This window comes from Comamonas humi (assembly GCF_054782535.1).
In genome coordinates, this window is record NZ_BAAGSH010000019.1 from 212,845 (window position 1) to 238,770 (window position 25,926).

A 25,926-nucleotide genomic window follows, 5' to 3' on the forward strand; every position below is an offset into this window, starting at 1 on the left:
ATGGTACCGCTCAGCGGCCGGAAATGTGGCGGCGGCGCAGGGCGCCCAGGCCTGCCGCGCCGGCCAGGGCCGCCAGCAGCGCGAGGCCCGCAGGGGCCAGTGCCGGCACCGGGGCGGGCGCGGCGGAAGACGGGGGATCGCCATCGCCACCGCCACCGGGTGCGGTTGGCAGCGGCGCCTCGTAGGCCCCGATGTCGCAGGCCGGGCCGATGGGGCGTGCCACCAGGCGCTGGTCCGTCGCCGTGCAGCCACTGCCCGCATCGATGGCTGGGCTGCCCGGCAGCAGGGCCATCGTGCGGCTGAAGCCGCCGTTGTCGGCCAGCGCTGCCAGCTGGGGGTCGGCCACCGGGATGGAGGCGCCGCACGACTGCGCCGTGCCACCGCCGAACTGCAGATTGTTGCCGCCATCCACGACGGCACCGCCATCACTGGTTCGGCAGTTGTTGCCGCCGGTGGTATGGCTGACGATGGTGTTCCTCAGCGTCAGTGTCGCGTTGAAAAAGGCGCGCACTGATGCATCCGCCGAGCCATTGGCCGCGAAGGTACTGTTGTCGATGGTGCCGTCCGGAGCCATCGCCACCCCGAGCGTGCTGCCGCCCGGGCCTCCGGCGCTGGTGTTGCCCTGGAAGGTGCTGTTGGCGATCGCCAGGCTGCTCGTTCCGACATGCGGAGCGACCACGATCGCGGCGCCCGCTTCTTGCGGGTCGTCGATGCTGTTGGCGGTGAAAAGGCTTTGCTGCACGGTCAGGGCGCTGCCGCGATGCGCGAGGGCACCGCCCTCTACGCTTGCATGGTTGCCATCCGCGATGAACCCGTTCAGCAGGAGCGTGCTGTTGGTATTGGTGTAGATGGCGCCGCCCGAGGCCGCCTGGTTGCCCGTTGCCTTCACCTCGCTCAGGGTCACGTTCGCGCCGCCGGTGGCGAAGAGGGCGCCCCCCCGGGTTCCCATGCCTGATGCCACGTTGTTGGCCAGCGTCACCTTGTTCAGCAGCAGGGTGGCGCCATTGACGTGGACGGCGCCGCCATCGTCCGTGGTCCGGCCGTTCACCAGGCTCAGCCCGGCGAGCGTGTAGCTCACCGCATTGCTCAGTCGGAAATGCCGTACCGCCGCGTTGCCGTCCAGCGTCACCAGGCCGGCGCCGTCAATGTTGGTGGCTGTGGTGAGCACCTTCTCGGTGGTCAGCGCGATGGTGACCGGGCCGCCGCAGTCGAACGTGACCACGCCACCGCCGCTCAGTGCGGTGTTCAGCGCGGCCTCGGTGCAGCTGCCCGCTGTGCCGCTGCCCACGACGGCGGCTTGCGCCGGCAGGGCGCAGGCCAGGGCTGCGGCCCCCAGCGCGGTGCCGCAGCTTCGCAGCAGGCGCTGTGGAAGGAGGGGAGGGTGCATGGCGTTTCCGTTGCGCCCTGTTTTCCGGGCTGCGGAAAGCCATGGGCGCTTGTTGTTGTGCTTGGTGCTGCTCCAGCGGCATGCTGAAGATCACCAATTTTTCGGGAAAGCACCCAGGCCTGTCTGTGCATCCGGCGACAACTGCCATGCACCGGGCGACATGCGCGCCCTGCGCTCAGCCTCTGCGCCGTGCGCGCAGGCCCATGGCTCCCGCCAGCAGGGCCAGCAGCGCCAGCCCCATGGAGCCCAGCGTGGGCACGGGGACGGCCGCTCCAGGTTCGGACGGCCTGGGTGGGGCGGCCACGCGGGTGAGCTGAACGGTTTCAGTGCCGGCCGCTCCGTAGGTGATGCGGTAGAACACGCCCGGCGCGTTGCTGGCCTCCACGGTGGCACCTTCCGGCAGGCTGGCGAAGGTGCTGCCGAGGGTGGTGCCGGACGGGTATTCGAGGATGCGGTGCTCGGTGCCTACAGGCTCAGGCGCGCCGGGGTCTCCCAGCACCACCTTCAGCGTGGCGCCGGACAGGTTGGCCGTGGCGCCCGCGCCGATGATGACGCCGCCGGAGCTGAAGCCGTCGGCATGGACCAGGTACTCGAAGGTGGAGCCGCTCTGCAGGTCGAGCGCCTGGGTGACCGTGGCGTTGCCCAGAATGGCGGGCGGTACCCCGGGCGGTGGATCGCTGACCGCCAGTGTGCCGCCCTGCCGCACCGTCAGCACGGAGACTTCGGAGGCGTTGGATGTCGCGAAGGACAGCCGTCCGCCCTGGTAGACGGTGACGCGATCCGGTGAGCCTGGCAGGGTGCCGTTCAGAATCAGCCGTGCCGTGTTGGCCGCGCCGCTGGTGCCCACCGTGATGCCGGCGACCGGACTCATGAACCTGACGTAGCCCTGCATGTACACCACGTCGCTGGTGGATGCGGCCTCGCGTATGGCCAGCGTGCCAGTGTGCTGGCCGTCGATGAGGGTGTTGACCGTGAGCGGGCCGGTGGCGTACAGGCTGTGGGTGAAGCGTAGTCCGCCGGGGCCGTTCACGGTGTAGCCGGGCGCGAAGTCGATGGTATTGAAGATGGGGACAAGGCCGGACGCATAGTTGTGGCTGTACGTGTCCTTGTGCGCGGCAGCGGCCGGGAACATCACATCGTCGCCCCCTGCGGGCGGCCCGCTGCCGGCATCGCAAGCCCAGTTGCCCGCCGTCGTCGCCAGGTTGTCGACGGCGCCCGTCCAGGTGCAGGTGCGGGCCAGGGCCGGCAGCGCCAGCACGGTGGCCGCCGCGCAGGTGGCCAGTGCGAAGAGATGAGCGGGGCGGACGAAGGGCATGGGCAGGAGGCTTGGGGCTTGCCAGGGTGGCGAAGGCGCCCATTCTTCGAAAACCGCCGCCGGTCTGCCATGCCCAACGCGACACCATGCTTGCTGGAGGCGACATTCCGCTCCGAATTCCGTGGAAACCCTGGGCTTGCCGCGGCGCGGCGTGCTCAGCCGGCGTCCGGCACTGCGTTGCGCGCGTCGGACGGCGACATGCCGAAATGCCGGCGGAACGCGCGGCTGAAGGCCGTCACGTCGTCGTAGCCGCAGTCCAGCGCGATGTCGAGCACGCGGCGGTGGCCCTCGCGCGGATCGGCCAGCAGGGCGCGGGCCCGCTCCATGCGCGCCCGCGCCACAAAGTCGGAGTAGCTGCCGCCCTGCTGTGCAAACAGCCGCTGGATCTGGCGCGGCGTGAGGTGGTGCTGGCGCGCGATGAAGGCCAGGCTCAGCCCTGGCCAGTCGATGTGGGCGCGGATGTCGCGCTGGATCAGCGCCAGCCGGGGCAGGGCCTGCGCCTCGCCGCCGGGTGGCTGGGCCGATCCCCAATGCGGGTCGATCACGCTGGCGACCAACTCCTGCAGATGGCTGGTGGCCGCCTGCAGCTGCGCGGGCGTGAGCTGCTGCGCCTGGGCGATCAGCGCGGCATAGTCCAGCGCCATGGCGGCGCCGGCAGTGTTTGCGGGCAGCAGGCGGAAAGGCGCTTCTTCCAGGTGCGGCAGCAGCCGCAGCAGGCTGGCGCGCGGCACCACGATGCCGGCGGTGCTGCAGCTGCGGCCCGGCGGCGTCAGCCCTTCGTGCGGGCGCGCCTTGGACATCAGCACCAGCGCGCCGGGCCGGGCGATGAATTCACCGCTGGCGCTGCGCCCGGCCACGCCGTTGTCCACCCGGCTCAGGTACACATCGTCCGAGCCGTCGCGCACCAGCTCTTTGGTACGCAGCGCGCGCAGCGGCGTGTGGACGGTGCGCGCATACACCATGCCGCCGCCCAGGCCGGTGACGGCGGTGGAGAAGTGGCACGGCGCGTCGTCGGCGGCATCGGGATGGGGCTGCAGGTCCAGGCCCATCAACTCGTGGCTCAGCTCGCGCAGCGCGGCAAAGCGCTTGCGCGCCGGCAGTGCCTGCGATGAGAAACAGGCCTGGGTCCTGGTGGGTTCGGCGATATGGGCGGGCATGGGAGGTGGCATGGTGCTCTGCGCGGCGGTGGGCGCACAGTCTATGCAGACGAGGCCTTGGCTGGAGGGCGGGTTTGTCCCCCTTGCCAGCGCGCTTTCACGCATTGCTGCAGAAAATTTCAAACCCGAGCGACGGCCTCGTGCCGCAACTGCCGCTACCATCCGCAGCATGGATTCCACCGTCAGCCAGATGCAGGAGCGCATACGCGCCGCCCATGCAAGCCAGACGCCGCTTCGCATCCGCGGCGGCGGCACCAAGGACTTCTACGGCGTGCGCCACGGCGGCGACGCGCTGGACACGCGGGCGCATGCCGGCGTGGTCAGCTACGAGCCCAGCGAGCTGGTGGTCACCGTGCGCAGCGGCACGCCGCTCTTGGAGCTGGAGCAGCTGCTGCAGCAACAGGGCCAGTGCCTGCCGTTCGAGCCGCCGCACTTCGGCCCCGGCGCCACCGTCGGCGGCATGGTGGCGGCGGGCCTGTCGGGCCCCACGCGGGCCGCGGTGGGCGCGGTGCGCGACTACGTGCTGGGCTTGGGCATGCTCAACGGCCAGGGCGAACACCTCGTCTACGGCGGCCAGGTCATGAAGAACGTGGCCGGCTACGACGTCTCGCGCCTGATGGCCGGCTCCTGGGGCACGCTGGGCCTGCTCACCGAGATCAGCCTCAAGGTGCTGCCCATCCCCAAGGCGCAGGCCACGCTGTACTACGAATGCAGCCAGCAGCAGGCGCTGCACCTGCTGGCCGGCTGGCGTGCCCAGCCGCTGCCTATCAACGCCAGCCTGTGGCAGGCGGTGGACGATGCCCCCGATGCCGGCTACCTGATGGTGCGGCTGCGCGGCGCCATGGCGGCGGTGCAGGCCGCCGTGGGCAGGATGGGCGGCCAGATGCTGGACCACGCCCAGGCCGACGCCATGTGGCTGGCCTGCCGCGAGCAGCAGCTGCCGTGGTTCCGCCACATGGCGCCCGAGCATGCGCTGTGGCGCCTGTCGGTGCCGGCCACCGCGCCGGTGCTCAACCACGGCGAGGGGCTGGGTTCGGCGCTGCTGGAGTGGGGCGGCGCGCTGCGCTGGCTGCAGGCGCCCATCGAGCATGCCCATGCGCTGCAGGCGCTGGCGCGCAGCGTGGGCGGCAGCGCCGTGTGCTTTCGCCTGGGCGCCGCGGTGCGCTGGACCTCGTCGGAGGACTTCGGCCTCGCGCCCGCGTCGCCGGCGCTGCTGGGCGTGCACCAGCGGCTCAAGCAGGCCTTCGACCCCCGGGGCATCTTCAACCCGGGCCGCCTGGGCGACTGGGCCGTAGCGTAAGGAGCGACCATGCAAACCCAACTGGCCCCCCAATACAAGCGCACGGCCGAAGGCGAGGAGGCCGAGGCCATCCTGCGCAAATGCGTGCACTGCGGCTTCTGCACCGCCACCTGCCCCACCTACCAGCTGCTGGGCGACGAGCTCGATGGCCCGCGCGGCCGCATCTACCTCATCAAGCAGGTGCTCGAAGGTCACGAGCCCACGCGCAAGACCCAGCAGCACCTGGACCGCTGCCTCACCTGCCGCAACTGCGAGAGCACCTGCCCGAGCGGCGTGCAGTACGGCAAGCTGCTCGACATCGGCCGCCACATCGTCGACGAGCAGGTCGCCCGCCCGCTGGGCGAGCGCAGCAAGCGCGCGGCGCTGCGCGCCGGCCTCACGTCCAAGGCCTTTGCGCCGGCGATGGCGCTGGGGCGCATAGTCAAACCGCTGCTGCCCGCCGGGCTGCAGGAGAAGCTGGCCTCCGCGCCCAAGCCCGGCGCCTGGCCCAGCCGCGAGCACCCGCGCAAGGTGCTGATGCTGGCCGGCTGCGTGCAGCCCGCGATGATGCCCGGCATCAACACCGCCACCGCGCGCGTGCTCGATGCCGCCGGCATCCAGACCATCGTGGCGCAGGCCGCCACCTGCTGCGGCGCCGTCAAGCAGCATTTGAGCGACCCCGAGGGCGCGCTGGCGCAGGCCAAGGCCAATATCGACGCCTGGTGGCCCTATGTGGCGCGCAAGGAGGTCGAGGCCATCGTGATGAACGCCTCGGGCTGCGGCGTGATGGTCAAGGACTACGGCCACCTGCTGCGCCACGACGCCGATTACGCCGAGCGCGCCGCCACCATCGCCGGCCTCACGCGCGACTTGAGCGAGCTGCTGCCCGACCTGCTGCCCCGCCTGGTGCCGCAGCTGCAGGGCAAGCTGCGCATCCCCGACGCGCCGCTGGCCTACCACCCGCCTTGCACGCTGCAGCACGGCCAGCAACTGCGCGGCGGCGTCGAGGCCGCGTTGCGCAGCCTGGGCTTCGACATCCGCGTGGCGCGCACCGAGTCGCACCTGTGCTGCGGCTCGGCCGGCACCTACTCGGTGCTGCAGCCCGAGCTGTCGCACCAGCTGCGCGACCGCAAGCTCCACGCGCTGGATGACGCCTGCGGCGACACCAAGCCGGCCGCAATCCTGTCGGCCAACATCGGCTGCATCTCTCACCTGCAGGCGGCCAGCGGCGTGCCCGTGCGGCACTGGATCGAGGTGCTGGACGACGCCCTATTGCCTTCGGAAACCTAGGCCGGACGCCGAGTAGCTACAATTCGGGCCATAGCCTTGGTAGTAGCCAAGGCATTTTTTTGCCATGACGACTGAATCCTCCACCCCCTCCAACGCGCCTCGCCAGCCCCGGCCGCAGCGCAACCAAGACCGCGCCCCCTCCAACTCCGCGATGGCCGACGCACTGAAGCTGGCCACCCAGGGCACGGCGCTCGAGACCCGCGCGGCCGAGCCCGCGCCGGAGGCTCCACGCCAGGCGCCGCGCAACGAGCCGCGCGGCGAGCGCCGCCCGGAACGCCGCAACGAGGGCCGCTCCGACCAGCGCCGGCCGCGCGCCGCCGCCAAGGCCGCGCCGCAGCAGCCCAAGGCTCCGCCGCGCCCGCGCCACCCGGTGGTCGAGAAGCTGGCCGGCCTGTACCCGGCGCTGTTCGGCGAGCAGCCGCTGCCGCTCAAGCGCGGCATCTACCAGGATCTGCTGGCCGCGCATACCGACGCCTTCGACAAGGCCGAGCTGAAGGTGGCGCTGGGCCTGCACACCCGCTCCACGCGCTATCTGAACGCCGTCTCCATGGGCCAGCCGCGCCATGACCTGCAGGGCCAGGTGGTCGAGGCCATGGCGCCCGAGCACGTGTTCCACGCGCTGGTCGAGGCCTTCCGCCGCCGCAAGCCGCGCGATGGCGAAGACCTGCAGATCAAGCTGCGCCGCCGCATGGGCATCGCCTTCATGGCCTCGGGCCTGAGCCGCGAAGCCTTCCTGGAAAAGGTGCAGGTGCGCGACGAGGCCACGCAGGCCCTGCTCGACGCCGCGCTGCAGGAAGTGGCCGAGTTCGACGCCAAGGCCGAGGCCCTGGCCCGCGCCTATGCCGCCAGCGGCAAGAGCGTGGCCGAGTTCGCCGACATGTACGGCATGCACCCCGGTGCCGTGCAGCGCCACCTGGAGCGCGCCGCCCAGCTCGAGCAGATCGCTCAGGCGCCGGTGCCCGCCCCCGTGGCCGCGCCGGCCGACGGCGAAGCCGCCGCTGCAGAATAAGCGAAAGCTCATCTATTGATAGCTGCAAGCGCTTGATAGTCAGGCGTTTGCAGCTATTTTCATTATTATTTCTCGCTTGCTGCGGCCGGCCGGCATACGTACACTGGCCGCATGCCCCTGGTCACTGACCAGCTTCAGGAGACCTCCATGCCCATGTCACCCTCCGCCCGCCGCTGGCTGCGCAAGTTCTGGGGCACCGTGTGCATCATCGCCGGCCTGGTCAGCCTGGCCGCCGGCATCGAGTCCGTGATGCTCGAATAACGCGCGGCGCTGCCGTCAGGCCGCCAGCGCCCGCTCGATGGCGGCGCGCAGCCGGTCCGGCTTGGTCATCGGCGCAAAGCGCTGCACCGTCGTACCGTCGCGCCCCACCAGGAACTTGGTGAAATTCCAGCGGATGCGCCGGCCCAGCAATCCGGGCGCGCGTTCCTTCAGCCACACATACAGCGGATCGGCGCCGTCGCCGTTGACCTCCACCTTCGCCAGGCTGGGAAAGCTGGTCTGGTAGCGCAGCTCGCAGAACTGCGCGATCTCGCCGTTGCTGCCCGGCGCCTGCGCGCCGAACTGGTTGCAGGGCACGCCCAGCACCTGCAGGCCCTGGGCGCCGTAGCGCTGCTGCAGCTCCTCCAGCCCCGCGAGCTGCGGCGTGAAGCCGCAGGCCGTGGCGGTGTTGACGATGAGCAGCACCCGGCCCTGGTGGCCCGACAGCGCCAGCGGCTGGCCGGCGGCGTCGTGCAGCGTGAAATCGAAGACGGTGGTAGGCATGCGCCTATGCTAGCTTCTTCTCCAGCGCTGCCAAGAGCGAGGCCGACAGCACCAGCGCGCCGCCCAGCAGCAGGCGGCTGCTCAGCACCGTGCCCTCGATCAGCACGCTGGAGGTGCTGGCGAACACCACTTCGGACAGCATGACCACCGCCGCCGTCGTGGCCGCGAGCCGCGAGGCACCGTACTGCAGCGACCAGTTGCTCAGCATCAGCAGCACGGCGATCACCGCGATCAGCACCGGCCAGGCCCACGCCAGGGCCGGCAGCCCCGGCAGCAGGCCGGTGCTGGTGCCCAGCCAGGACATCAGCGAGCCGGCCACCAGCCCGCCGAAGAACATGGACAGCATGCGCGCCTCGCTGGCCACGCGGTGCTGGCTGCGCAGGACCACGTTGGTGCAGGCGAAGGTGAAGCCGCCGGCGATGGCCAGCAGGTCGGGCAGCGCCAGGTGCGCGGTCAGCGACTGCCAGGTCGTGCCCGGCGGCAGCATCACCAGCGCCACGCCGGCAAAGGCCAGCACCAGCCGCAGCAGCGAGTAGCGCGTGGGCTTTTCGCCCAGGAAGTACCAGGCCAGCAGCACCGACCACGCGGGCATCAGGTAGAACAGCAGCACCACGCGCACCACTTCGCCCGAGGTGACGGCCCAGTTGAACAGGATGTTGGTCACGCCCGACGAGGTGGCCAGCACCAGCAGCATGGGGTGGCGGCGCGCGATGGCGATCGCGCCGGGCTTGAGCAGCGCCAGGCAACTGAACAGCAGCGCATACATCAGCGTGGTGCCCAGCACCGGATGCACGCCGTGCGACTGCAGGATCTTGAAGGGCCACCAGATCGTGCCCCAGATGAAGGCGTTGCACAGCAGTGCCAGGAAGGGAAGCGCGGTAGGCATGCAGGAAAATAAAATGGATAGCTGCTCGCGCTTGCTGTATGAGGGTTTCAGATGATTTTTCATCTGAAAACCAGGATCAGCAAGTACAAACAGCTATTGAAAAGGCAGCATTCTACTGAGCCGGCGCGCGCGACCCAGCCGCCCGGCAGGGCGTCAGTGGTTCTCGTCGTGGCGGGCGATGTCCAGCAGCCGCTCCAGCTCCTGCGGGTGCTTGCGGCAATTGCGGCGGTACCACTCGCCGATGCACCACATGATGGCCGCCACCAGCAGGCCGAAGCAGGTGATGGCGCCGTAGGCCGACAGTCCCATCTTGGTGAACAGGCTGTAGATGACGCCCAGCGCCAGGATGCAGGCCTGCTCGTTGAAGTTCTGCACCGCGATCGAGCGGCCTGCGCCCATCAGGTTGTGGCCGCGGTGCTGCAGCAGCGCGTTCATCGGCACCACCAGGAAGCCGCCCAGGCCGCCGAGCAGGATCAGGAAGGGCACGGCCAGCCAGACGGTGTGGATGAGGTTCATCGCCACCACCAGCAGGCCCATGGCGATGCCCAGCGGGATGACGCGGGTGGCGTCGTCGAGCTTCATGCGCATCGAGGCCAGCACCGCGCCCACGGCCGTGCCTATGGCCACCACGCCGACCAGCGCCGAGGCCTGGGTGGTGCTGTAGCCCAGCGCCACCGCGCCCCAGGCCAGCACGATGTAGCGCAGGTTGCCCGACACGCCCCAGAACAGCGTGGTCGTGCCCAGCGAGATCTGGCCCAGCTTGTCGCGCCACAGGCGCAGGTTGCAGCGCCAGAAGTCGGGCAGCAGGTCGAGCACATTGGCGGCCAGGCTGCGCGACGGGTCCTGGCGCATCGGCATCAGCTTGGCTTCGGTGCGCGGGATGCAGGTGTTGAACCAGGCGGCCGCCGCATACAGCAGCACGATCAGCGAGATCGCGGCCTCGGCCGGGGTGTCGATGGGCGTGTCCACCAGCGGCAGGTTCAGCCCCAGCAGCACGCCCGAGATCGCCGGCCCCACGAGCTGGCCGCCCAGCAGCACGCCGAGGATGATGGAGGCGATGGTCAGCCCCTCGATCCAGCCATTGGCCTTGACCAGCTGGCTGGGCGGCAGCAGCTCGGTCAGGATGCCGTACTTGGCCGGCGAATAGGCCGCGGCCCCCAGGCCTACGACCGCGTAGGCCATCAGCGGGTGCGAGCCGAACAGCATCAGCAGGCAGCCCACCACCTTGATGGAGTTGCTGACCAGCATGACCTGGCCCTTGGGGTAGGCGTCGGCGAAGGCGCCCACGAAGGGCGCCAGCAGCACATAGAACAGGGCGAACATGGGCACCAGTGCCGCACGCTGCCATTCGGGGGCGCCCGAGGTCATCAGCAGGTCCACGGCCGCGACGAACAAGGCATTGTCGGCCAGCGAGCTGAAGAACTGCGCTGCCATGATGGTGTAGAAACCGCGCTTCATCGAGATCCTGTTTCTGGTTCTGGTTCTGTATCAGTAGCGCTAATGGAGGCGGAGAAATGCAGATGGCGGGGGCTGGGACTGGCGGTTATAGCACGCGCAGGGGGCGGGGCGGTGCCAGAATGGCGAGGGATTCCTCCGTGTTTTCTCTGTAGAGCCGATCCCCATGCCGCGTCCCATTCTAGCCACCATCCACACCCCCGCCCTGCGCCATAACCTGGAGCGCGCGCGCCGTGCCGCCGTCGACGCGCAGGTCTGGGCCGTCGTCAAGGCCAACGCCTACGGCCATGGCATCGAGCGGGTGTTCGAGGGCCTGTACGCCGCCGACGGCTTCGCCTTCATCGACCTGGCCGAGGCCGAGCGCGTGCGCAAGCTGGGCTGGCGCGGCCCGCTGCTGCTGCTCGAAGGCGTGTTCGAGCCGCGCGACCTGGAGCTGTGCTCGCGCCTGGGCATCTGGCACGCCGTGCACTGCGACCAGCAGATCGACTGGCTGGCCGCCCACAAGACCCAGGCGCCGCACCGCGTGTTCCTCAAGATGAACTCGGGCATGAACCGCCTGGGCTTCACGCCCGAGCGCTTCCGCGCCGCCTGGGCGCGGCTCGATGCGCTGCCCCAGGTCGACGAGATCTCGGTGATGACCCATTTCAGCGACGCCGACGGCCCCAAGGGCATCGCCGCGCAGCTCGCCGCCTTCGACGAGGCCACGCGCGACCTGCCCGGCGAGCGCTGCATCTGCAACAGCGCCGCGCTGCTGCGCTACCCCGACATGCCCGCCACCGAGCGCGGCGACTGGGTGCGCGCCGGCATCATGCTCTACGGCGGCGCGCCCGACTACCCCGAGCGCAGCGCCGCCGACTGGGGCTTGCTGCCGACGATGACGCTCTCCACCCGCGTGATCGGCGTGCAGCAGCTGCAGCCGGGCGACAGCGTGGGCTACGGCTCCACCTTCGTCGCCGAGCGGCCCATGCGCATCGGCGTGGTGGCCTGCGGCTATGCCGACGGCTACCCGCGCCACTGCGGCACCGGCACGCCGGTGCTGGTGGACGGCCAGCGCAGCCGCCTCGTGGGCCGGGTCAGCATGGACATGATCACCGTCGACCTGACCGACCTGCCCGGGGCCGGCTTCGGCTCCGAGGTCACCATGTGGGGCCGGGCCGGCAACGGCGCCGTGCTGCCCATCGACGAAGTGGCCCAGGCCGCCGGCACCGTGGGCTACGAGCTGATGTGCGCGCTGGCGCCGCGCGTGCCGGTGCAGACCGAAGCCGGCGACTGAACCGCAAGACATTGCGAATAACTAGGGTAATCCCTAGTGTCAGGCAGGGTGCGAGATCGTAACGTACACTTTTGTACGTTTAAGAAATGATCTCCATGCGCCCACGCCAGTCCCGCTCCGATGCCCAGGCCAACCTCCAGCAGCTGCTGGACGCGGCCTTCGAGGTGTTTTCGGAGCAGGGCGCGCAGGCCGCGCTCGACCTGGTGGCCGAGCGCGCCGGCGTCAGCCGGGCCACGCTGTACCGCAACTTCGCCGATCGCCACGCGCTGATGCGCGCGCTGCTGCTGCGCATGCTCGAGCAGCTGCAGGCCCGCGCCGACGAGCTGAGCCCGCTGGGGCCGGACGCGTTGTTCGCCTTCATGCGCGACTGGGCCGAAACCGTGGTGCGCACCACGCCGCTGCTCGACTTCTGGCGCTCGCTGGACCGCAGCGACACCACGCTGCTCGAAGCCCAGCAGCAGCTGCGCGCCATGCTCGAGCCGCTGCTGGAGCAGGCCAAGCAGGGCGGCCGCTGCCGCGCCGACCTGAGCCCGGAGGACCTGGTGCTGGTCGGCGGCATGTTCGGCGCCGCGCGGCGCGGGCGCACCCGCGACGAGCAGCTGGCGCTGGCCCGGCGTGCCTGGGAGCTGGTCGAGGGTGGTCTGCGCATGCCCGTGCTGGAAGGCGCGGCGCCATGAACAGCCCCCGCTACATCGTCCCTCCGCCCGAGTGGGAAGAGCACGAGCGCCCCACACTGCCGGGCTCGCCGGCCAAGATCGCGCACTCGACGCGGCGGCGCGTGGCCTACCTGCTGGTCGCGTTGCTGATCGGCATGGCCGGCGGCCTGGGCAACGGGCTGGTGGTGGCCAACCAGCAGGCCATCCAGGGCCAGCTGGGGCTCACGCCGGTCGAGGCTGCGTGGCTGCCGGCGGTGTACTACATGGTCAACATGACCGCCAACCTGCTGGTGTTCAAGACGCGCCAGCAGTTCGGCCTGCGCGCGTTCGCCGAATGGGGCCTGGGCATCTACGCCTTCGTGGCGGTGCTGCACCTGTTCATCCACACCTACGAGATGTCGCTGCTGGTGCGCGCCGTCAGCGGCATGTCGGCCGCGGCGGCCACCTCGCTGGCCACGCTGTACATGGTGCAGGTGTTTCCGCCGACCAAGGTGCTGTCGGCCTTCATCATCGGCATGAACCTGTCGTCCATCGCGGTGCCGCTGGCCTGGGTGCTGTCGCCGTCGCTGGTGGACATCTCGCCGTGGCCGTCGCTGTATGCCTTCGAGGCCGGGCTGGCGCTGTGCAGCCTGGCGGCGGTGATCGTGCTCAAGCTGCCGAGCAGCGTGCAGATCCACGTGTTCGAGCCGCTGGACTTCCTGACCTTCGCGCTGGTGGCGCCGGCCATCGCGCTGCTGTGCGCGGTGCTGGTGCAGGGCGTGAACGCCTGGTGGTTCGACACGCCCTGGCTGGCCTGGGCGCTGGCGGCGTCGCTGGTGCTGTTCGCGCTTGCCGCGGTGCTGGAGTACTCGCGCCGCACGCCGCTGATCCAGCTGCGCTGGCTGCTGCACCCCAGCACGCTGGCCTTCATGCTGGGCGCCATCGTCATGCGCTTCATGGTGGCCGAGCAGAGCTACGGCGTGGTCGGCCTGCTGCGCATGCTGGGCATGCAGCCTGAGCAGCTGCAGCCGCTGTACGCCGTGATCTGCGCCGGCATGGTGCTGGGCACGGTGGTCGGTGCGGCGGTGTTCAGCCCGCAGCGGGTGCTGTGGATGATCCTGGCGTCGATCGCGCTGATCGGCACGGGCGGCTGGCTCGATTGGCACGCCACCAGCCAGGTGCGGCCGCACGACTTTTTCTTCAGCCAGTTCCTGATCTCGTTCGCGGCGGCGCTGTTCATCGGGCCCATCCTGATCTCGGGCTTCATGCAAGTGCTGGCCAAGGGGCTGGACCACCTCATCACCTTCATCGTGCTGTTTTCGGTGACGCAGAGCCTGGGCGGCGTGCTCGGCCCGGCGCTGCTGGGCACGCTGCAGGCGCAGCGCACCCAGGCCTATGTGCAGGCCATCGCGGCCGGCATGCCGGCCAGCGACCCGCAGGTGGCCCAGCGCCTGCAGATGCAGCAGCAGCCCTATGCCCGCGTGCAGACCGATCCCATGCTGCGCAGCGCCCAGGGCCGCTCGCAGCTGGCGCAGACCGTGCGGCGCGAAGCCGGCGTGCGCGCCTACAACGACGTCTTCGTGCTGATCGCGCTGATGGCGTTCAGCTTCCTCGGCTATGCCGTGCTGCGCTACGTGTACACCCGCTACAAGGCGGACGTGCATCCGCGCATCGCCAGCGCCGTGACCCGCAAACTCTCTCCAGAAACCGATCCCGCCCCATGAACGCCCCTGCCTCACCCCCCAAGCTCATCCGTCCCTCCGCCAAGGCCGTGCTGCTGGCCCTGCTGGTGGCGCTGGCGGGCGTGCTGCTCATCCTCTGGGCCTGGAAGCTGCCGCCGTTCAAGTCGGCCTGGGCCACCACCGACAACGCCTACGTGCGCGGCCAGGTCACGGTGCTGGCGCCGCAGGTCAGCGGCTACGTGAGCCGCGTGGAGGTGCGCGACTTCGACCATGTGAAGGAGGGCCAGGTGCTGCTCGCCATCGACGACCGCATCTACAAGGACAAGGCGGCCCAGGCCCAGGCGCAGCTCGACAATGCGCGCGCCCAGCTCGCCAACTCCGACCAGACCCAGGCGCAGAACCGCGCCAACCTCGGCGCGCGCAAGGCCAGCCTGGCCGCGGTGCAGGCCGAGGCGCGCCGCGCCGCCGCCGACCTGACCCGCGTGGAAGAACTGGCCGGCCGCGGCTCGGTGTCGCTGCGCGAGCGCGACCAGGCCCGCGCCACGGCCCAGCTCGCCCAGGCCAACGTGCTCAAGGCCCAGGCCGACATCCACATCGGCGAAGAGACCATCAAGTCCACCCATGTCTCGCGCGCCAGCCTGGAGGCCCAGGTCAAGGCCGCCGAGGCGCAGCTCGGCCTGGCGCAGATCGACCTGGCCAACACCGTGATCCGCGCGCCGCAGGGCGGCCAGGTCAGCGAGGCCTCGGTGCGCCTGGGCCAGTACGTGACGGCGGGCTCGCAGCTGATGTTCCTGGTGCCCAGCCAGCTCTGGGTGGTGGCCAACTTCAAGGAGACCCAGACCGCCCACATGCAGATCGGCCAGCCCGCGAGCTTCGCGGTCGATGCGCTGGAGGGCCAGGTCATCCACGGCCACGTCGAGCAGATCGCGCCGGCCACCGGCTCGGAGTTCAGCGTCATCAAGCCCGACAACGCCACCGGCAACTTCACCAAGGTGGTGCAGCGCCTGCCGGTGCGCATCCGCATTGACCCGGACCAGCCGCTGGCCCAGCGCCTGCGGCCCGGCATGTCGGTCGAGGCGCGGGTCAACACGGCAGCCGCCCCCGAGGCCGCCACCGACGGAAAGCAGTGAGCATGCGCCTGACTGCCATTGCCCCTGCCTGCGCCGCCGCGCTGCTGCTCGCCGCCTGCGCCCCGGCGCCGCGCGCCGTGCCCGAGGATGCGCGCGTCGAAGCGCCCGCCGCGTGGAGCACCGCGGCGGCCTCGTCCATCCCGCTGGCCGCGCGCTGGTGGGAAGGCTTCGGCCACGCCGGGCTGAACCGCCAGGTGGACGCGGCGCTGGCGCACAACGCCAACCTGCAGCTGGCCGGCACCCGCGTGGCGGCGGCGCGCGCCCAGCTCGCGCTGGCCGAGGCCACGCTGGCACCGGTGCTCAACGCCGGCGCCAGCGTGGGCGCCAGCCACACGCTCACCGCCGCCGGCATCACCACCAGCCGCACCGCACAGCCGCAGCTGCAGGCCGCGTGGGAACCCGACCTATGGGGCCGGCTGGCCGACCGGCGCAGCGCCGCCGACTGGCAGCTGCGCGCCAGCCAGGCCGACCGCGATGCGGTGGCGCTCAGCGTGGCCGCCGCCACCGCCCAGGCCTACATCGACCTGATGGCGCGCGAGGCCCAGCTGGCGCAGACGCGCAAGACCGCCGAACTGCGCCGCGAGGCGCTCGTGCTGGCGCAGGACCAGCAGGCGCACGGCTACATCTCGCGGCTGCAGCTCACGCAGGCCGAGTCCGAGTTCGAGGCGGTGCAGCAGCAGATCCCCGCGCTGCGCCTGGCCATCAGCCGCCAGCGCAATGCGCTGCAACTGCTGGCCGGCGAGCTGCCGGCGGCGGCCGGGACCGAAGCCGATGGCGCGGCCCTGGCCGGGCAGTTCCAGGCCCTGGTGCTGCCGCCGGTGCCGGGGATGCTGCCGTCCGAGCTGCTGGCGCGCCGGCCTGACCTGGCGCAGGCCGCGGCCCAGCTCGCCGCCGGCGACGCCAACCTGCGCGCCAGCCGCGCGGCCTTCCTGCCGTCGGTGCAGCTCAGCGCCAGCCTCGGCGGGCTGTATGCCAATGCGCTGCACTACGACCCGATCCAGGTCTGGAGCCTGGGCGCCAGCGTGCTCGCGCCGCTGTTCGACGGCGGCCGGCTCGACGCCCAGTACGACGCCGCCACGGCCCAACGCGACCAGGCCGCCTACGCCTACCGCGGCGCGGTGCTCAATGCCTTCGCCGAGGTCGAGAACGCGCTGGTCGGCACGCTGCGCCTGCAGGAGCAGCTCGACGGCGCCACGCGCCGCCGCGAGGTGCTGGCGCGCTCCCTCGGCTACGCGCAGGACCGCTACCAGGCCGGCTACTCCTCGTACCTGGAGCAGCTCGACGCACAGCGCAACCTCTACCAGACCGAGATCGAGGTCATCAACCTGCGCCAGAGCCAGCTGCAGAACCGCGTGGCGCTGTACCAGGCGCTGGGCGGCGGCTGGCAGGCGCCGCCGGATTCAAAGCAAAAATAGCCTCCAGCGCTTATGCAGAAAGCGCGAATAGCTATCTATTTTGTAGTCTGCTTACCCCGGACACCGGGCCTGCCGCGCCCAATAGGCAAAAGTGGCGTTGACGATGGACGGCTGCAGCAGGAAGTCATGCGCCTCGGCCGCGGCAGCGGGCTCCACGGGCTGGATAGCGCCAGCGGCCAGCGCATCGAGCACCATGCGGGCATTGCGCTCTGCAAAGACATTGAGGTAGATCGCCTCCTGCAGCGAGCGCCCGGTGCAGACAATGCCGTGGTTGACCAGGAAGGCGCAGCGCTTGCCATCCAGCGCTTGCGCGATCAGTTGCCCCTCTTCGTCGCCGGTCGGCACGCCGGGCCAGCGGCCGAGGAAGCCGCAGTCGTCGTGGAACATGGCCGCATCCATGTGCGCCACCGGCATGGGCCGGCCCAGCATGGACAGGGCCGAGAGCGCGGGCGGGTGGGTGTGGGCGATGGAGCGGACCTCGGGGTAGCGCGCATAGATCCAGTTGTGGAACAGCACGCCAGGGTTGGCCCTGCCGGTGCCGCGCAAGGTGTTCACACGCTCGTCCACGAGCAGGACACCGTCGGGCGTGGCTTCGTCGAAGCCCTGGCCCAGCGCCAGCGTGTACATGCGGTTGGAGTCGCCGTCGCGCAGCGTCAGCTGGCCGGCGAGGCCGGCGCCGTGGCCCTGGGCGTGCAGGATGCGGCAGGCATCCGCGAACTGCTCGGCCAGATCCTGGCCCAGGCCGCTGGCAATTTCATCGAGAGCGAGGGTCTTGGTGGTTTCCATGGGTCGTGCTCCTGGTTCAGCGTGCGCTGTCGTCGAGTTGGATGCCCTGGCTGCGGATCAGGGCGCCGTAGCGCTGCCGGTCGGCTTGCACGAGCTGTGCGAGCGCCGTTCCGCTGCCGGGGGCGGCATCGAAGCCGATCGCCGCCATGCGCGCCGCGAAGGCCGTGCTGGCGGTGACGTGCTGCAGCTTGTCCTCCAGGCGCTGGAGTGTGGCGGCCGGGGTCTTCCGCGGCGCCAGCACGCCGACCCAGGGCACGAAGTCGGACATCTGGTAGCCGGCCTCGGCAAAGGTCGGCACCTGCGGCATCAGCGGGCTGCGCTGGGCCGTAGCCACGGCCAGGACCTTGATGCGGCCGTCCTTGAGGTACTGGCTGGCGAGGTTGGTGTCCACCACGGTCAGCAGAATGTGGCCGGCCACCACGTCGGCCAGGGCCGGCGCGCCGCCGCGGTAGGGTACGTGCGAAATGGCCACGCCTGCCTGGCGCTTGTAGTTCTCGAACGTGAACTGCGGCGGGCTGCCGACGCCCGAGGAGGCATAGCTGAGCTTGTCCGGCTGGGCCTTGGCGAGCTGGGTCAGCTCCCGGAGGCTGGCGACGGGTAGCGAGGGGTGGGCGACCATGGCCAGCGGAATGCGCGCCACGGAGCCCAGCGGGGCGAAGTCCTTGCTCACGTCGTAGCGCACGGTTTTCTGCAGCAGCGGGTTGACCACGACGGAGCCCACGTCGAGCAGGCCCAGCGTGTGGCCGTCGGCGGGCGCGTTGGCCAGCAGCTCGGCGGCGAGCATGCCGCCCGCGCCGGGGCGATTGTCCACCACCACGGGCTGGCCGAGCTCCTGGCTCAGCGCTTCGGCCAGCGCCCGCGCCACGGTATCGACGGCACCGCCGGCAGCCTGGCCCAGCACCAGGCGTATGGGTTTGGGTTCGGCCTGCACCAGGGCAGGCGCCAGCAAGCTTGCCGCGGCCAAGGCCAGCAGGGGTTTGAGAAATTGCCGTCGCATGAGGTGTCTCCGTGGTCTTGTGGTGAACGGACTCTAGCGGCGGCCTCCTCTGGCGGAGCAGGGAAAATTCAACTCAGCCTTGCGCTGGCATCAAGGCTCGTCGGCACGGCGCCATGCGGCGGTGCAGGCCTGGATGAGATGCATGGTCTCGCGCACGGCGGGCGGCAGCTCGGCGGAGGCGGGGCGGTGGATCAGCACCACGGGCCGGCACAGGTCCACGCCGGTGATGTGCAGGCGCCGCAGCCCCTGCGCGCGCACCATGGCCTCGGGCAGCCGCGTCGGCAGCAGGGCCAGGCCCAGCCCCTGCGCGGCCAGCTCGAGCGAGAGGCTGACCGAGTTGCTCTCGATCATGGGCTTCAGGCCGGCGCCGAAGGTCCGGTCCAGCAACCGGCGCAGCGCATAGGGCCGGGGTGGCACGATCAGGGGCTGCTGCCGCAGGGCATCGCCGTCGATGGATTCGGGCAGGTGCGCGTCCGCGCGGCAGAAGGCGCAGATATCCTCGGAGAACAGGCGCTGCACATGCACGGCGCCGGTGTCCACGGCCAGGTCGTACACCAGGCCAAGGTCGGCATTGCCGCGAGCCACCAGCTCCACCACGTCGGGCGAACTGGCGTTGAGCAGCTGCAGCCTGCGCTGTGGATGGTGATCGCGGACGCGGCGCGCCACTTCTGGCAGCAGATAGGCTGCCAGTGTATTCACCGAGGCGATACGCACCTGGGCCTGGCGCTGGCCTTCGGCACTTTGGGCTTCGACCAGCGCCGCATCCAGGAGGTCGAAGCCCGCGCTGACCTGGCGCAGCAATTGCGCGCCCGTCGAAGTGGTCCGCATGCCGCGCCCATGGCGATCGAACAGCTTGGCGCCTACCCGGGTCTCCAGCGCGGCAATCTGCCGGCTGACGGCCGCTGGCGTGAGACCCAGCGCAAAACCTGCGCTTGCCAGCGAACCCGCGCGCGCCACGGCCACGAAGGCGCGCAGCAGCCGGTCGGCGTCGGCGGGGGATAGGGGCATGGCGGTTGTTTTTTTGGCTATAAAAAAAATAGCGTGATGGGCTGGATCTGCATTGCCTTCTGGCATTCTAGGTTGCGGGCGCGGCAAGGAGGGCGGCTGGCAGGCGCCGCCAGGTTCAAAGCAAAAATAGCCTCCAGCGCTTATGCAGAAAGCGCGAATAGCTATCATTACCGTAGTATTGCAACACCGGCCCGCGCCGCCAATGTAAATATTGCGCAACGCGCGGCGCGAAGCGGGCCGCGCCGTGTGGAATACGGGCCGCGCCGCTCAATAATGGCGGGCTGAAAAGAGCGGCGCCGCCACGTCGGGTGCACGGTTGCATTCGGGTCAGCCGCTGATGGTATGTCTGACACTGTTGTTTTGCGCGGGCCCGAGCGGCCAGATTTGCTGCGCCACGAGGTGCTGGCCGACATCTTCGAGGCCACCGCCTATGCCCATCCCGAGCAGACCGCGCTGATCGAGGGGCAGGGCGGCGAGGCGCGCCAGCGCAGCTACGCCGAGCTGGATGCCGATGCCAGCCGCGCCGCGCACCGGCTGATCGAGGCCGGCATCCGCCCCGGCGACATGGTGGGCCTGTGGCTGCCGCGCGGCATCGAGCTGCTCACGCTGCAGCTGGCCATCGCCAAGACCGGCGCGGCCTGGCTGCCCTTCGACGCCGAGACCCCGCCCGAGCGCATCGCCGTCTGCCTGGAGGACGCCGCTGCCAGTGCGCTATTGATAGCAGAGCGCCAGGTGCAGGTGCTGCAAGCGCAAGAAGGCATTTCGGCCCAGATATTGACCGACACCGAACTGCTCGCGCCGCTGCCTGCCGGCACCGTGCTGCGCCGCCGCGAAGGCGCGCTGCCCGAACACCCGGCCTATGTGATCTACACCAGCGGCTCCACCGGCAAGCCCAAGGGCATCGCCATCACGCAGGGCAGCATCTGCCACTTCCTGCGCAGCGAGAACGCGCGGCTTGGCGTGCGCCAGACCGACAAGGTCTACCAGGGCTTCTCGGTGGCCTTCGACATGTCGTTCGAGGAGATCTGGATCAGCTACCTCGTCGGCGCCACGCTGTGGCTGGCGCCGCGCGAGATCGCCGGCGACCCCGAGGCGCTGCCGCGCGCGCTGATCGAGCAGCAGGTGACGGTGCTGCACGCCGTGCCCACGCTGCTGGCGCTGTTCGCGCAGGACGTGCCCAACCTGCGCCTCATCAACCTCGGCGGCGAGATGTGCCCGGAATCGCTGGTGGCGCGCTGGGCCCACGGCTCGCGGCAGATGTTCAACACCTACGGCCCCACCGAGGCCACGGTGTCGGCCAGCCTGGCCGAGCTGAAGGCCGGCGAGCCGGTGACCATCGGCACGCCGCTGCCGGGCTACAGCCTGGTGGTGGTGCAGGTGATCGAGGCCGACAGCTTTCCGGCCGGCACCGCGCCCACGCTGGTCGGCCTGCCGCAGGGCGAGGTCGGCGAGCTGTGCATCACTGGCCCCGGCGTGGCCGCCGGCTACCTGGGCCGCCCCGAGCTGACGGCCGAGAAATTCCTCGCCAACCCCTGGCCCGCCGGCCCGCACGACACGCGCCTGTACCGCACGGGCGACCTGGCGCGCATCGACGAGCACGGCCAGATCCACTGCCTGGGCCGGGCCGACGACCAGGTCAAGATCCGGGGCTTCCGCGTCGAGCTGGGCGAGATCGAGGCCGTGCTGGCGCAGCAGCCGGGCGTGGGCACCACCGCGGTGCTGCTGCGCAAGGACGATGGCATCGACCAGCTGGTGGCCTTCTACGTGCCCACCGAAGCCCCGCCCACGCACACCGCGCTGCGCAGTGCGCTGGCCGAGCGCCTGCCGCCCTACATGGTGCCGGCGCGCTTCGAGGCGCTGGCCGAGATGCCGCGCCTGACCTCGGGCAAGATCGACCGCAAGGCGCTCAAGGCCCTGGCGCTGTCGACCGTGGTCGACCTGTCCGACTCCGACACGCCCGAGACCCCGGCCGAGGAAGTGCTGTTCGCCGCGCTGGCCCAGCTGTTTCCGGGCCAGCCCATCCGCCGCGCGCTGGACTTCTTCGGCGACCTGGGCGGGCACTCGCTGTTCGCGGCGCGGCTGACCTCGCTGCTGCGGGCCGACGAGCGCTTTGCCCAGGCCACGGTCAGCACCATCTACCAGCAGCGCCGCGTGGGCGCGATCGCCGAGGCGCTGCAGGCGGGCATGCAGCAGGGCGGGGCAGCGGCGGCCGAGCGGCCGTTCCGCATCCACTCCGCGTGGCGGCGCTGGCGCTGCGGCGCGGCGCAGGCGGTGGCGATCCCGCTGCTGGTGCTCATCAAGATGGCGCAGTGGCTGGCGCCGTTCTTCACCTACCACTTCTTCACCGGCGACGAGGCCGATTCCGTGGGGTTCGCCGTGGCCATGTCGGTGCTGGCGTTCGCCATCGCCACGCTGGCCGAGTTCGCCATCGCCTGGGCCGGCAAATGGCTGGTGACCGGGCGGCTGAAGCCCGGGCGCTACCCGCTGTGGGGGCTAACCTACTTCCGTTGGTGGTTTGCCGACCGGCTGGTGGAGGCGGTGCCCATCGCCATGATCACCGGCTCATCGCTGCACCCGCTGTGGCTGCGCGCGCTGGGCGCGAAGGTGGGAAGCGAGACCAACCTCGGCTCGATGACGGTACGCGCGCACGACCTGCTCGTGATCGGCGACGGCGCGAGCATAGGCAACGCGGTCAACCTGGAGAACGCCCGCGTCGAAGGCGGCGAGCTGGTGCTGGGCCGCATCGCCATCGGCAACGAGGTCTGCATAGGCTCGTACGTGGTGGTCGAGGGCAATACCCGCCTGGGCGACTGGGTGCACCTGGAAGGCCAGTCGGCGCTGGCCGACGGCGCCGAGCTGCCCGTGCGCACCGTGTGGGCCGGCTCGCCGGCACGCGAGAAGGGGCCGTTCGATCCCGCAGGCCTGCCGCCGCGCCAGCCTGTGGGCCGGGCGCGGCTGGCCTGGGAGATGCTGGTCTTCCTGGGCGGCGGCCTGCTGGTGGCCACGCTGTTCTTCATGCCGGTGTTCCCTACCTTCATGCTGATCGACGTGCTCGACATCGAGGCCATCTCGATCCGCCCGCTGCTCGAGCACGGCGTGGTGGACGCGGTGGGCGCGTTCGTCCTGCGCTTCCTCAAGTTCTTCGTGCTGGCGCTGCCGTCCAGTGCGGTGCTGGTGGCCTGCACGGTGCTGGTGGCGGCGCTGGTGCGCTACCTGTTCCTGCCGCGCACGCGGGCCGGTACCTGGTCGGTGCACAGCGGCCGGTATCTCGGCAAGTGGATGGTCAACCAGATCCAGGAGGCCAGCCTGGCCACGCTGCATGGCATCTACGCCACGGTGTACTCCTCCACCTGGTACCGGCTGCTGGGCGCCAAGGTGGGCAGGCAGACCGAGCTGTCCACCGCATTGGGCGTGGTGCCCGACATGCTGACGCTGGGCGACGAGTGCTTCGTCGCCGATGCGGTGATGCTGGGCGACGAGCTGATCGACGGCGGCTGGATGACGGTCAAGCCCACGGTGGTCTCGCGCCGCAGCTTCATCGGCAACGGCGCCTACGTGCCCGACGGCTCGACCATCCCCGAGAACGTGCTCATCGGCGTGCTGACCGCCGTGCCGCGCAACGCCGACATGAAGAGCGGCGACACCTGGCTGGGCTCGCCCGCCATCAACCTGCCGGCGCGCGAGGTGGCCCAGGGCTACCCCGAGCACCTGACCTTCGCGCCCTCGCCCTGGCGGCGCCTGGGCCGCGGCCTGGTCGAGGCCTTCCGCATCGCCGCGCCGCATGCACTGGTCATCGCCGTGGGCTACGCCATCGTGCTCGACGCGATGCCGCTGGCCTCCAAGGGCCGCTGGGGCGACGTGGTGGTGGACCTGGCCGTGGCGGGCGTGATCTTCGGCATGGTGGCCTTCTTCCTGGTGGCGCTGTTCAAGTGGCTCACCGTGCGGCGCTACGGCAAGACGGCCGTGCCCATGTGGACGCCCTTCGTCTGGCTCTCCGAGGCCACCACCAACATGTACGAGGGCATGGCGGTGCCCAACTTTTTGCGCTACCTGCGTGGCACGCCCTGGCTGCCGCTGGCCATGAACCTGATGGGCAGCAAGATCGCCGCCAGCGCCTGGCTGGACACCACCGACATCACCGAGCACGACTGCGTCACCATCGGCGCGCACAGCGAGCTGAACGCGCTGTGCTGCCCGCAGACCCACCTGTTCGAGGACCGGGTGATGAAGGTCGACCACGTGCGCATCGGCAGCCGCGTGACCCTGGGCGCGCGCTGCACCGTGCTGTACAGCGCCAGCGTGGGCGACGGCGTGCAGCTGGGCCCGCTGACCCTGGTGATGAAGGGCGAGGCCCTGCCCGCCCGCACCCGCTGGGAGGGCGCGCCGGCAGCCCCGGCCCGCGCCTGATGCAGGTACGGCCCTGCACCTTCGCGGGCTGGCAGGACGCCGGCGCGCCGCAGGTGCGGCTGGTGCAGGGCCTGTCCATCGACCGCGACCAGGCCCGCCTGCAGGCCCGCGCCGCGCTGCGCGCCTGCCTGGCGCCCGGGCTGGGCTGCGACGAGGGCGAGCTGCAAATCACCAACCAGCGCGGCCAGGCGCCGCAGCTGCTGCGGCGCGGTGAGCAGCTGGCTGCGCCGCACTGTTCCATCAGCCATGCACCGGGGCTGGCGCTGCTGGCCTGGCACTGGTCGGGGCCGGTGGGCGTGGACATCCAGGCCATCGACACCGGCGCGCCGCGCTGCGAGTTGGAAGGGGTGGCGCGGCTGTTTTTGAAGTCAAAAACGGCTTTAGCGCTTATTGGTATTGCGCAAGAAGCTCTTTTTTTGGAAGCATTCGCAACGGCCTGGACGCAGCACGAGGCCCGCCTCAAATGCGCAGGCCTGGGGCTGGTGGAGTGGAGCGGGGAGCTGGAGGCGCGGCTGGCGGGCATCCGCAGCGCAGAGGTGCCGTTGGGCGCTGCGCATGCGGCTGCCATCGCCTGGCGGCCCTAGCGCTCGGCCACCCCATACGGCGCCAGCCGGCTCTGGTTCTCGTCCACGTCCAGCGGCTGGCCGACGAAGGGGAAGGCGCGTTGTGGGCAGTGGGCGCGCTCGCACACCTTGCAGCCCATGCCTATGGGCGTGGCGGCATCGGGGTCGGCCAGGTCCAGGCCCTTGGCATAGACCAGGCGCGGCGCGTGGCGGATGTCGCAGCCCAGGCCCAGCGAGAAGGTCTGGCCCTGCGTGCCCCAGCCCTGGCCGGCGCGGGTGACGGTGCGGGCGATCCACAGGTAGGCGCGGCCGTCGGGCATGCGCGCGAGCTGCGGCACGATGCGGCCGGGCTGGCTGAAGGCCTCGTACACGTTCCACAGCGGGCAGGTGCCGCCGGTGCGGCTGAAGTGGAAGTGCGTGGCCGATTGCCGCTTGCTGATGTTGCCCGCGCGGTCCACCCGCACGAAGAAGAAGGGCACGCCCGGCGCATGCGGCCGCTGCAGCGTGGACAGGCGGTGGCACACGGTCTCGAAGCCCACGCCGAAACGCTGGCTGAGCAGGTCGATGTCGTAGCGCAGCGCCTCGGCCGCCTGCAGGAAGCGGCCATACGGCAGCAGCAGCGCACCGGCGAAGTAGTTGGCCAGGCCGATGCGCGCCAGCCGGCGCGCGGCCGCGTCGCCGGCGAACGGGGCCGCGTCGACCAGGCTGTCGAGCAGCTCGCCCTGCTCCTGCAGCGCCAGCTGCGTGCCCAGCTGGAAGGCCTGCTGCCCCGGCTCCAGCAGGGCCGACAGGTGCAGGGTGCGCGTGGCGGGATCGTAGCGGCGCTTGTGGCCGGGGGCGTCGGCGCGCTGCACGCGCACGCCATGGCGCGCGGACAGGCGCTGCTCCAGCCAGGCGAGCAGCGGGCCGCCCTGGTCCTGCGCCTGCTGGGCGCAGTCCTCGGCGGCGCGGTCCACCGCATCGAAGTGGTTGCGGCCGTCGAAGAAGAAGTCGCGCACCATCTCGAAGGGCATGGCCCGCACCGGGTTCGGCGGTGCTGGGGCACCGTCGGCGCGGTCTTCGCCCAGGTGCTGGCTCATGCCTTCCAGGCGCTCCATCGCCTGCAGGTGGCGGCGGTGCAGCGCGACCAGGGCGCGGCCCAGCGCGGGCATCTGCGAGGCCACCTCCTGCAGCTCGGGCAGCGCGACGGCTTCGGGCGCATCGGCCAGCGCCTCGCGCATGCCGGCGATCAGGCGCGCCTCCTCGTCCTCGGAGAACTGCTGGATGTCGACGCCCAGCGTGCGGTGGATCTTGAGCAGCACGCTCACCGTCAGCGGCCGCTGGTTCTGCTCCAGCTGGTTCAGGTAGCTGGGCGACAGGCCCAGCGCCTGGGCCATCGCGATCTGCGACAGGCCGCGCTCGCTGCGCAGCTTGCGCAGGCGCACGCCCATGAAAGTCTTGCTCATCCGATGCTCTCCATGCTGATTCCGGTGATTCGCAAAATTCGCAAA

20 protein-coding genes are annotated in these 25,926 nt (G+C 70.6%); 10 read left to right on the forward strand and 10 right to left on the reverse strand.

Annotated features, from left to right (window positions below; genetic code table 11):
* Positions 1-10: 10 nt before the first annotated feature.
* From ACYVKR_RS21165 to ACYVKR_RS21175, 3 genes are all read right to left on the reverse strand, one after another.
* A complete protein-coding gene (locus ACYVKR_RS21165; protein WP_460482950.1) occupies positions 11-1,387 on the reverse strand; it encodes a choice-of-anchor Q domain-containing protein in 1,377 nt (458 codons plus the stop codon).
* Positions 1,388-1,562: 175 nt separating this feature from the next.
* The gene (locus ACYVKR_RS21170) at positions 1,563-2,702 is read right to left on the reverse strand and encodes an IPTL-CTERM sorting domain-containing protein (protein WP_460482951.1); all 1,140 of its coding nucleotides are present in this window, start codon (positions 2,700-2,702) and stop codon (positions 1,563-1,565) included.
* A gap of 155 nt (positions 2,703-2,857) precedes the next feature.
* The gene (locus ACYVKR_RS21175) at positions 2,858-3,871 is read right to left on the reverse strand and encodes an AraC family transcriptional regulator (protein WP_460482952.1); all 1,014 of its coding nucleotides are present in this window, start codon (positions 3,869-3,871) and stop codon (positions 2,858-2,860) included.
* A gap of 157 nt (positions 3,872-4,028) precedes the next feature.
* On the opposite strand from ACYVKR_RS21175, the gene glcE reads away from it, so the two are divergent.
* The 3 genes from glcE (at position 4,029) to ACYVKR_RS21190 (ending at position 7,437) form a co-directional block, all read left to right on the forward strand.
* Positions 4,029-5,159 carry a glycolate oxidase subunit GlcE gene (glcE, locus tag ACYVKR_RS21180; protein ID WP_460482953.1) on the forward strand — a complete coding sequence of 377 codons (1,131 nt, stop codon included), beginning with the start codon at positions 4,029-4,031 and terminating at the stop codon, positions 5,157-5,159.
* A 9-nt stretch (positions 5,160-5,168) separates the two neighbouring features.
* Entirely contained in the window at positions 5,169-6,428 is a 1,260-nt protein-coding gene (gene glcF, locus ACYVKR_RS21185; protein WP_460482954.1) for a glycolate oxidase iron-sulfur subunit, read from the forward strand.
* Positions 6,429-6,492: 64 nt separating this feature from the next.
* Positions 6,493-7,437, forward strand: a complete 945-nt coding sequence (locus ACYVKR_RS21190) for a ProQ/FINO family protein (RefSeq protein WP_460482955.1) — start codon at positions 6,493-6,495, stop codon at positions 7,435-7,437.
* 276 nt (positions 7,438-7,713) lie between these two features.
* On the opposite strand, the gene ACYVKR_RS21195 is transcribed toward ACYVKR_RS21190, so the two are convergent.
* The 3 genes from ACYVKR_RS21195 to lplT all read right to left on the reverse strand — a co-directional run bounded on the left by ACYVKR_RS21195 (position 7,714) and on the right by lplT (position 10,543).
* Positions 7,714-8,199, reverse strand: coding sequence for a glutathione peroxidase (locus ACYVKR_RS21195; RefSeq protein ID WP_460482956.1), 486 nt, complete (start codon positions 8,197-8,199; stop codon positions 7,714-7,716).
* Positions 8,200-8,203: 4 nt separating this feature from the next.
* Positions 8,204-9,085 carry a DMT family transporter gene (locus tag ACYVKR_RS21200; RefSeq protein WP_460482957.1) on the reverse strand — a complete coding sequence of 294 codons (882 nt, stop codon included), beginning with the start codon at positions 9,083-9,085 and terminating at the stop codon, positions 8,204-8,206.
* A 153-nt stretch (positions 9,086-9,238) separates the two neighbouring features.
* On the reverse strand, positions 9,239-10,543 hold the full coding sequence (gene lplT / locus ACYVKR_RS21205) for an MFS transporter (protein ID WP_460482958.1): 1,305 nt from the start codon (positions 10,541-10,543) through the stop codon (positions 9,239-9,241).
* Positions 10,544-10,706: 163 nt separating this feature from the next.
* On the opposite strand from lplT, the gene alr reads away from it, so the two are divergent.
* The 5 genes from alr (at position 10,707) to ACYVKR_RS21230 (ending at position 16,675) form a co-directional block, all read left to right on the forward strand.
* A complete protein-coding gene (gene alr / locus ACYVKR_RS21210; RefSeq protein ID WP_460482959.1) occupies positions 10,707-11,813 on the forward strand; it encodes an alanine racemase in 1,107 nt (368 codons plus the stop codon).
* Positions 11,814-11,908: 95 nt separating this feature from the next.
* Positions 11,909-12,490: a TetR/AcrR family transcriptional regulator gene (locus tag ACYVKR_RS21215; RefSeq protein ID WP_460482960.1), complete on the forward strand. Its 582-nt coding sequence runs from the start codon at positions 11,909-11,911 to the stop codon at positions 12,488-12,490.
* Entirely contained in the window at positions 12,487-14,172 is a 1,686-nt protein-coding gene (locus ACYVKR_RS21220; protein WP_460482961.1) for an efflux MFS transporter permease, read from the forward strand. The genes ACYVKR_RS21215 and ACYVKR_RS21220 overlap by 4 nt, the downstream gene beginning before the upstream one ends.
* On the forward strand, positions 14,169-15,260 hold the full coding sequence (locus ACYVKR_RS21225; RefSeq protein ID WP_460482962.1) for an HlyD family secretion protein: 1,092 nt from the start codon (positions 14,169-14,171) through the stop codon (positions 15,258-15,260). The genes ACYVKR_RS21220 and ACYVKR_RS21225 overlap by 4 nt, the downstream gene beginning before the upstream one ends.
* A 2-nt stretch (positions 15,261-15,262) precedes the next feature.
* The gene (locus ACYVKR_RS21230; protein ID WP_460482963.1) at positions 15,263-16,675 is read left to right on the forward strand and encodes an outer membrane factor lipoprotein domain-containing protein; all 1,413 of its coding nucleotides are present in this window, start codon (positions 15,263-15,265) and stop codon (positions 16,673-16,675) included.
* A gap of 51 nt (positions 16,676-16,726) precedes the next feature.
* Here ACYVKR_RS21230 and ACYVKR_RS21235 read toward each other — a convergent pair whose 3' ends face one another.
* The 3 genes from ACYVKR_RS21235 to ACYVKR_RS21245 form a co-directional block, all read right to left on the reverse strand.
* Entirely contained in the window at positions 16,727-17,461 is a 735-nt protein-coding gene (locus ACYVKR_RS21235) for a class II aldolase/adducin head domain-containing protein (RefSeq protein WP_460482964.1), read from the reverse strand.
* Positions 17,462-17,477: 16 nt separating this feature from the next.
* A complete protein-coding gene (locus tag ACYVKR_RS21240; RefSeq protein ID WP_460482965.1) occupies positions 17,478-18,458 on the reverse strand; it encodes a Bug family tripartite tricarboxylate transporter substrate binding protein in 981 nt (326 codons plus the stop codon).
* 90 nt (positions 18,459-18,548) lie between these two features.
* On the reverse strand, positions 18,549-19,466 hold the full coding sequence (locus ACYVKR_RS21245) for a LysR family transcriptional regulator (RefSeq protein ID WP_460482966.1): 918 nt from the start codon (positions 19,464-19,466) through the stop codon (positions 18,549-18,551).
* Positions 19,467-19,808: 342 nt separating this feature from the next.
* On the opposite strand from ACYVKR_RS21245, the gene ACYVKR_RS21250 reads away from it, so the two are divergent.
* Both ACYVKR_RS21250 and ACYVKR_RS21255 read left to right on the forward strand, forming a co-directional pair.
* On the forward strand, positions 19,809-23,873 hold the full coding sequence (locus ACYVKR_RS21250; RefSeq protein WP_460482967.1) for a non-ribosomal peptide synthetase: 4,065 nt from the start codon (positions 19,809-19,811) through the stop codon (positions 23,871-23,873).
* On the forward strand, positions 23,873-24,457 hold the full coding sequence (locus ACYVKR_RS21255; protein WP_460482968.1) for a 4'-phosphopantetheinyl transferase family protein: 585 nt from the start codon (positions 23,873-23,875) through the stop codon (positions 24,455-24,457). Before ACYVKR_RS21250 ends, ACYVKR_RS21255 begins: the two co-directional genes overlap by 1 nt.
* Here ACYVKR_RS21255 and ACYVKR_RS21260 read toward each other — a convergent pair.
* A complete protein-coding gene (locus ACYVKR_RS21260) occupies positions 24,454-25,881 on the reverse strand; it encodes a short-chain fatty acyl-CoA regulator family protein (RefSeq protein ID WP_460482969.1) in 1,428 nt (475 codons plus the stop codon). The two genes, ACYVKR_RS21255 and ACYVKR_RS21260, sit on opposite strands and share 4 nt — an antisense overlap.
* Between the last annotated feature and the right edge of the window lie 45 nt (positions 25,882-25,926).

Bases quoted from the DNA above. Each gene is read 5' to 3' on its own strand.
- ACYVKR_RS21165 (WP_460482950.1), bottom strand. From the start codon at position 1,387: ATGCACCCTCCCCTCCTTCCACAGCGCCTGCTGCGAAGCTGCGGCACC.
- ACYVKR_RS21170 (WP_460482951.1), bottom strand. From the start codon at position 2,702: ATGCCCTTCGTCCGCCCCGCTCATCTCTTCGCACTGGCCACCTGCGCG.
- ACYVKR_RS21175 (WP_460482952.1), bottom strand. From the start codon at position 3,871: ATGCCACCTCCCATGCCCGCCCATATCGCCGAACCCACCAGGACCCAG.
- glcE (WP_460482953.1), top strand. From the start codon at position 4,029: ATGGATTCCACCGTCAGCCAGATGCAGGAGCGCATACGCGCCGCCCAT.
- glcF (WP_460482954.1), top strand. From the start codon at position 5,169: ATGCAAACCCAACTGGCCCCCCAATACAAGCGCACGGCCGAAGGCGAG.
- ACYVKR_RS21190 (WP_460482955.1), top strand. From the start codon at position 6,493: ATGACGACTGAATCCTCCACCCCCTCCAACGCGCCTCGCCAGCCCCGG.
- ACYVKR_RS21195 (WP_460482956.1), bottom strand. From the start codon at position 8,199: ATGCCTACCACCGTCTTCGATTTCACGCTGCACGACGCCGCCGGCCAG.
- ACYVKR_RS21200 (WP_460482957.1), bottom strand. From the start codon at position 9,085: ATGCCTACCGCGCTTCCCTTCCTGGCACTGCTGTGCAACGCCTTCATC.
- lplT (WP_460482958.1), bottom strand. From the start codon at position 10,543: ATGAAGCGCGGTTTCTACACCATCATGGCAGCGCAGTTCTTCAGCTCG.
- alr (WP_460482959.1), top strand. From the start codon at position 10,707: ATGCCGCGTCCCATTCTAGCCACCATCCACACCCCCGCCCTGCGCCAT.
- ACYVKR_RS21215 (WP_460482960.1), top strand. From the start codon at position 11,909: ATGCGCCCACGCCAGTCCCGCTCCGATGCCCAGGCCAACCTCCAGCAG.
- ACYVKR_RS21220 (WP_460482961.1), top strand. From the start codon at position 12,487: ATGAACAGCCCCCGCTACATCGTCCCTCCGCCCGAGTGGGAAGAGCAC.
- ACYVKR_RS21225 (WP_460482962.1), top strand. From the start codon at position 14,169: ATGAACGCCCCTGCCTCACCCCCCAAGCTCATCCGTCCCTCCGCCAAG.
- ACYVKR_RS21230 (WP_460482963.1), top strand. From the start codon at position 15,263: ATGCGCCTGACTGCCATTGCCCCTGCCTGCGCCGCCGCGCTGCTGCTC.
- ACYVKR_RS21235 (WP_460482964.1), bottom strand. From the start codon at position 17,461: ATGGAAACCACCAAGACCCTCGCTCTCGATGAAATTGCCAGCGGCCTG.
- ACYVKR_RS21240 (WP_460482965.1), bottom strand. From the start codon at position 18,458: ATGCGACGGCAATTTCTCAAACCCCTGCTGGCCTTGGCCGCGGCAAGC.
- ACYVKR_RS21245 (WP_460482966.1), bottom strand. From the start codon at position 19,466: ATGCCCCTATCCCCCGCCGACGCCGACCGGCTGCTGCGCGCCTTCGTG.
- ACYVKR_RS21250 (WP_460482967.1), top strand. From the start codon at position 19,809: ATGTCTGACACTGTTGTTTTGCGCGGGCCCGAGCGGCCAGATTTGCTG.
- ACYVKR_RS21255 (WP_460482968.1), top strand. From the start codon at position 23,873: ATGCAGGTACGGCCCTGCACCTTCGCGGGCTGGCAGGACGCCGGCGCG.
- ACYVKR_RS21260 (WP_460482969.1), bottom strand. From the start codon at position 25,881: ATGAGCAAGACTTTCATGGGCGTGCGCCTGCGCAAGCTGCGCAGCGAG.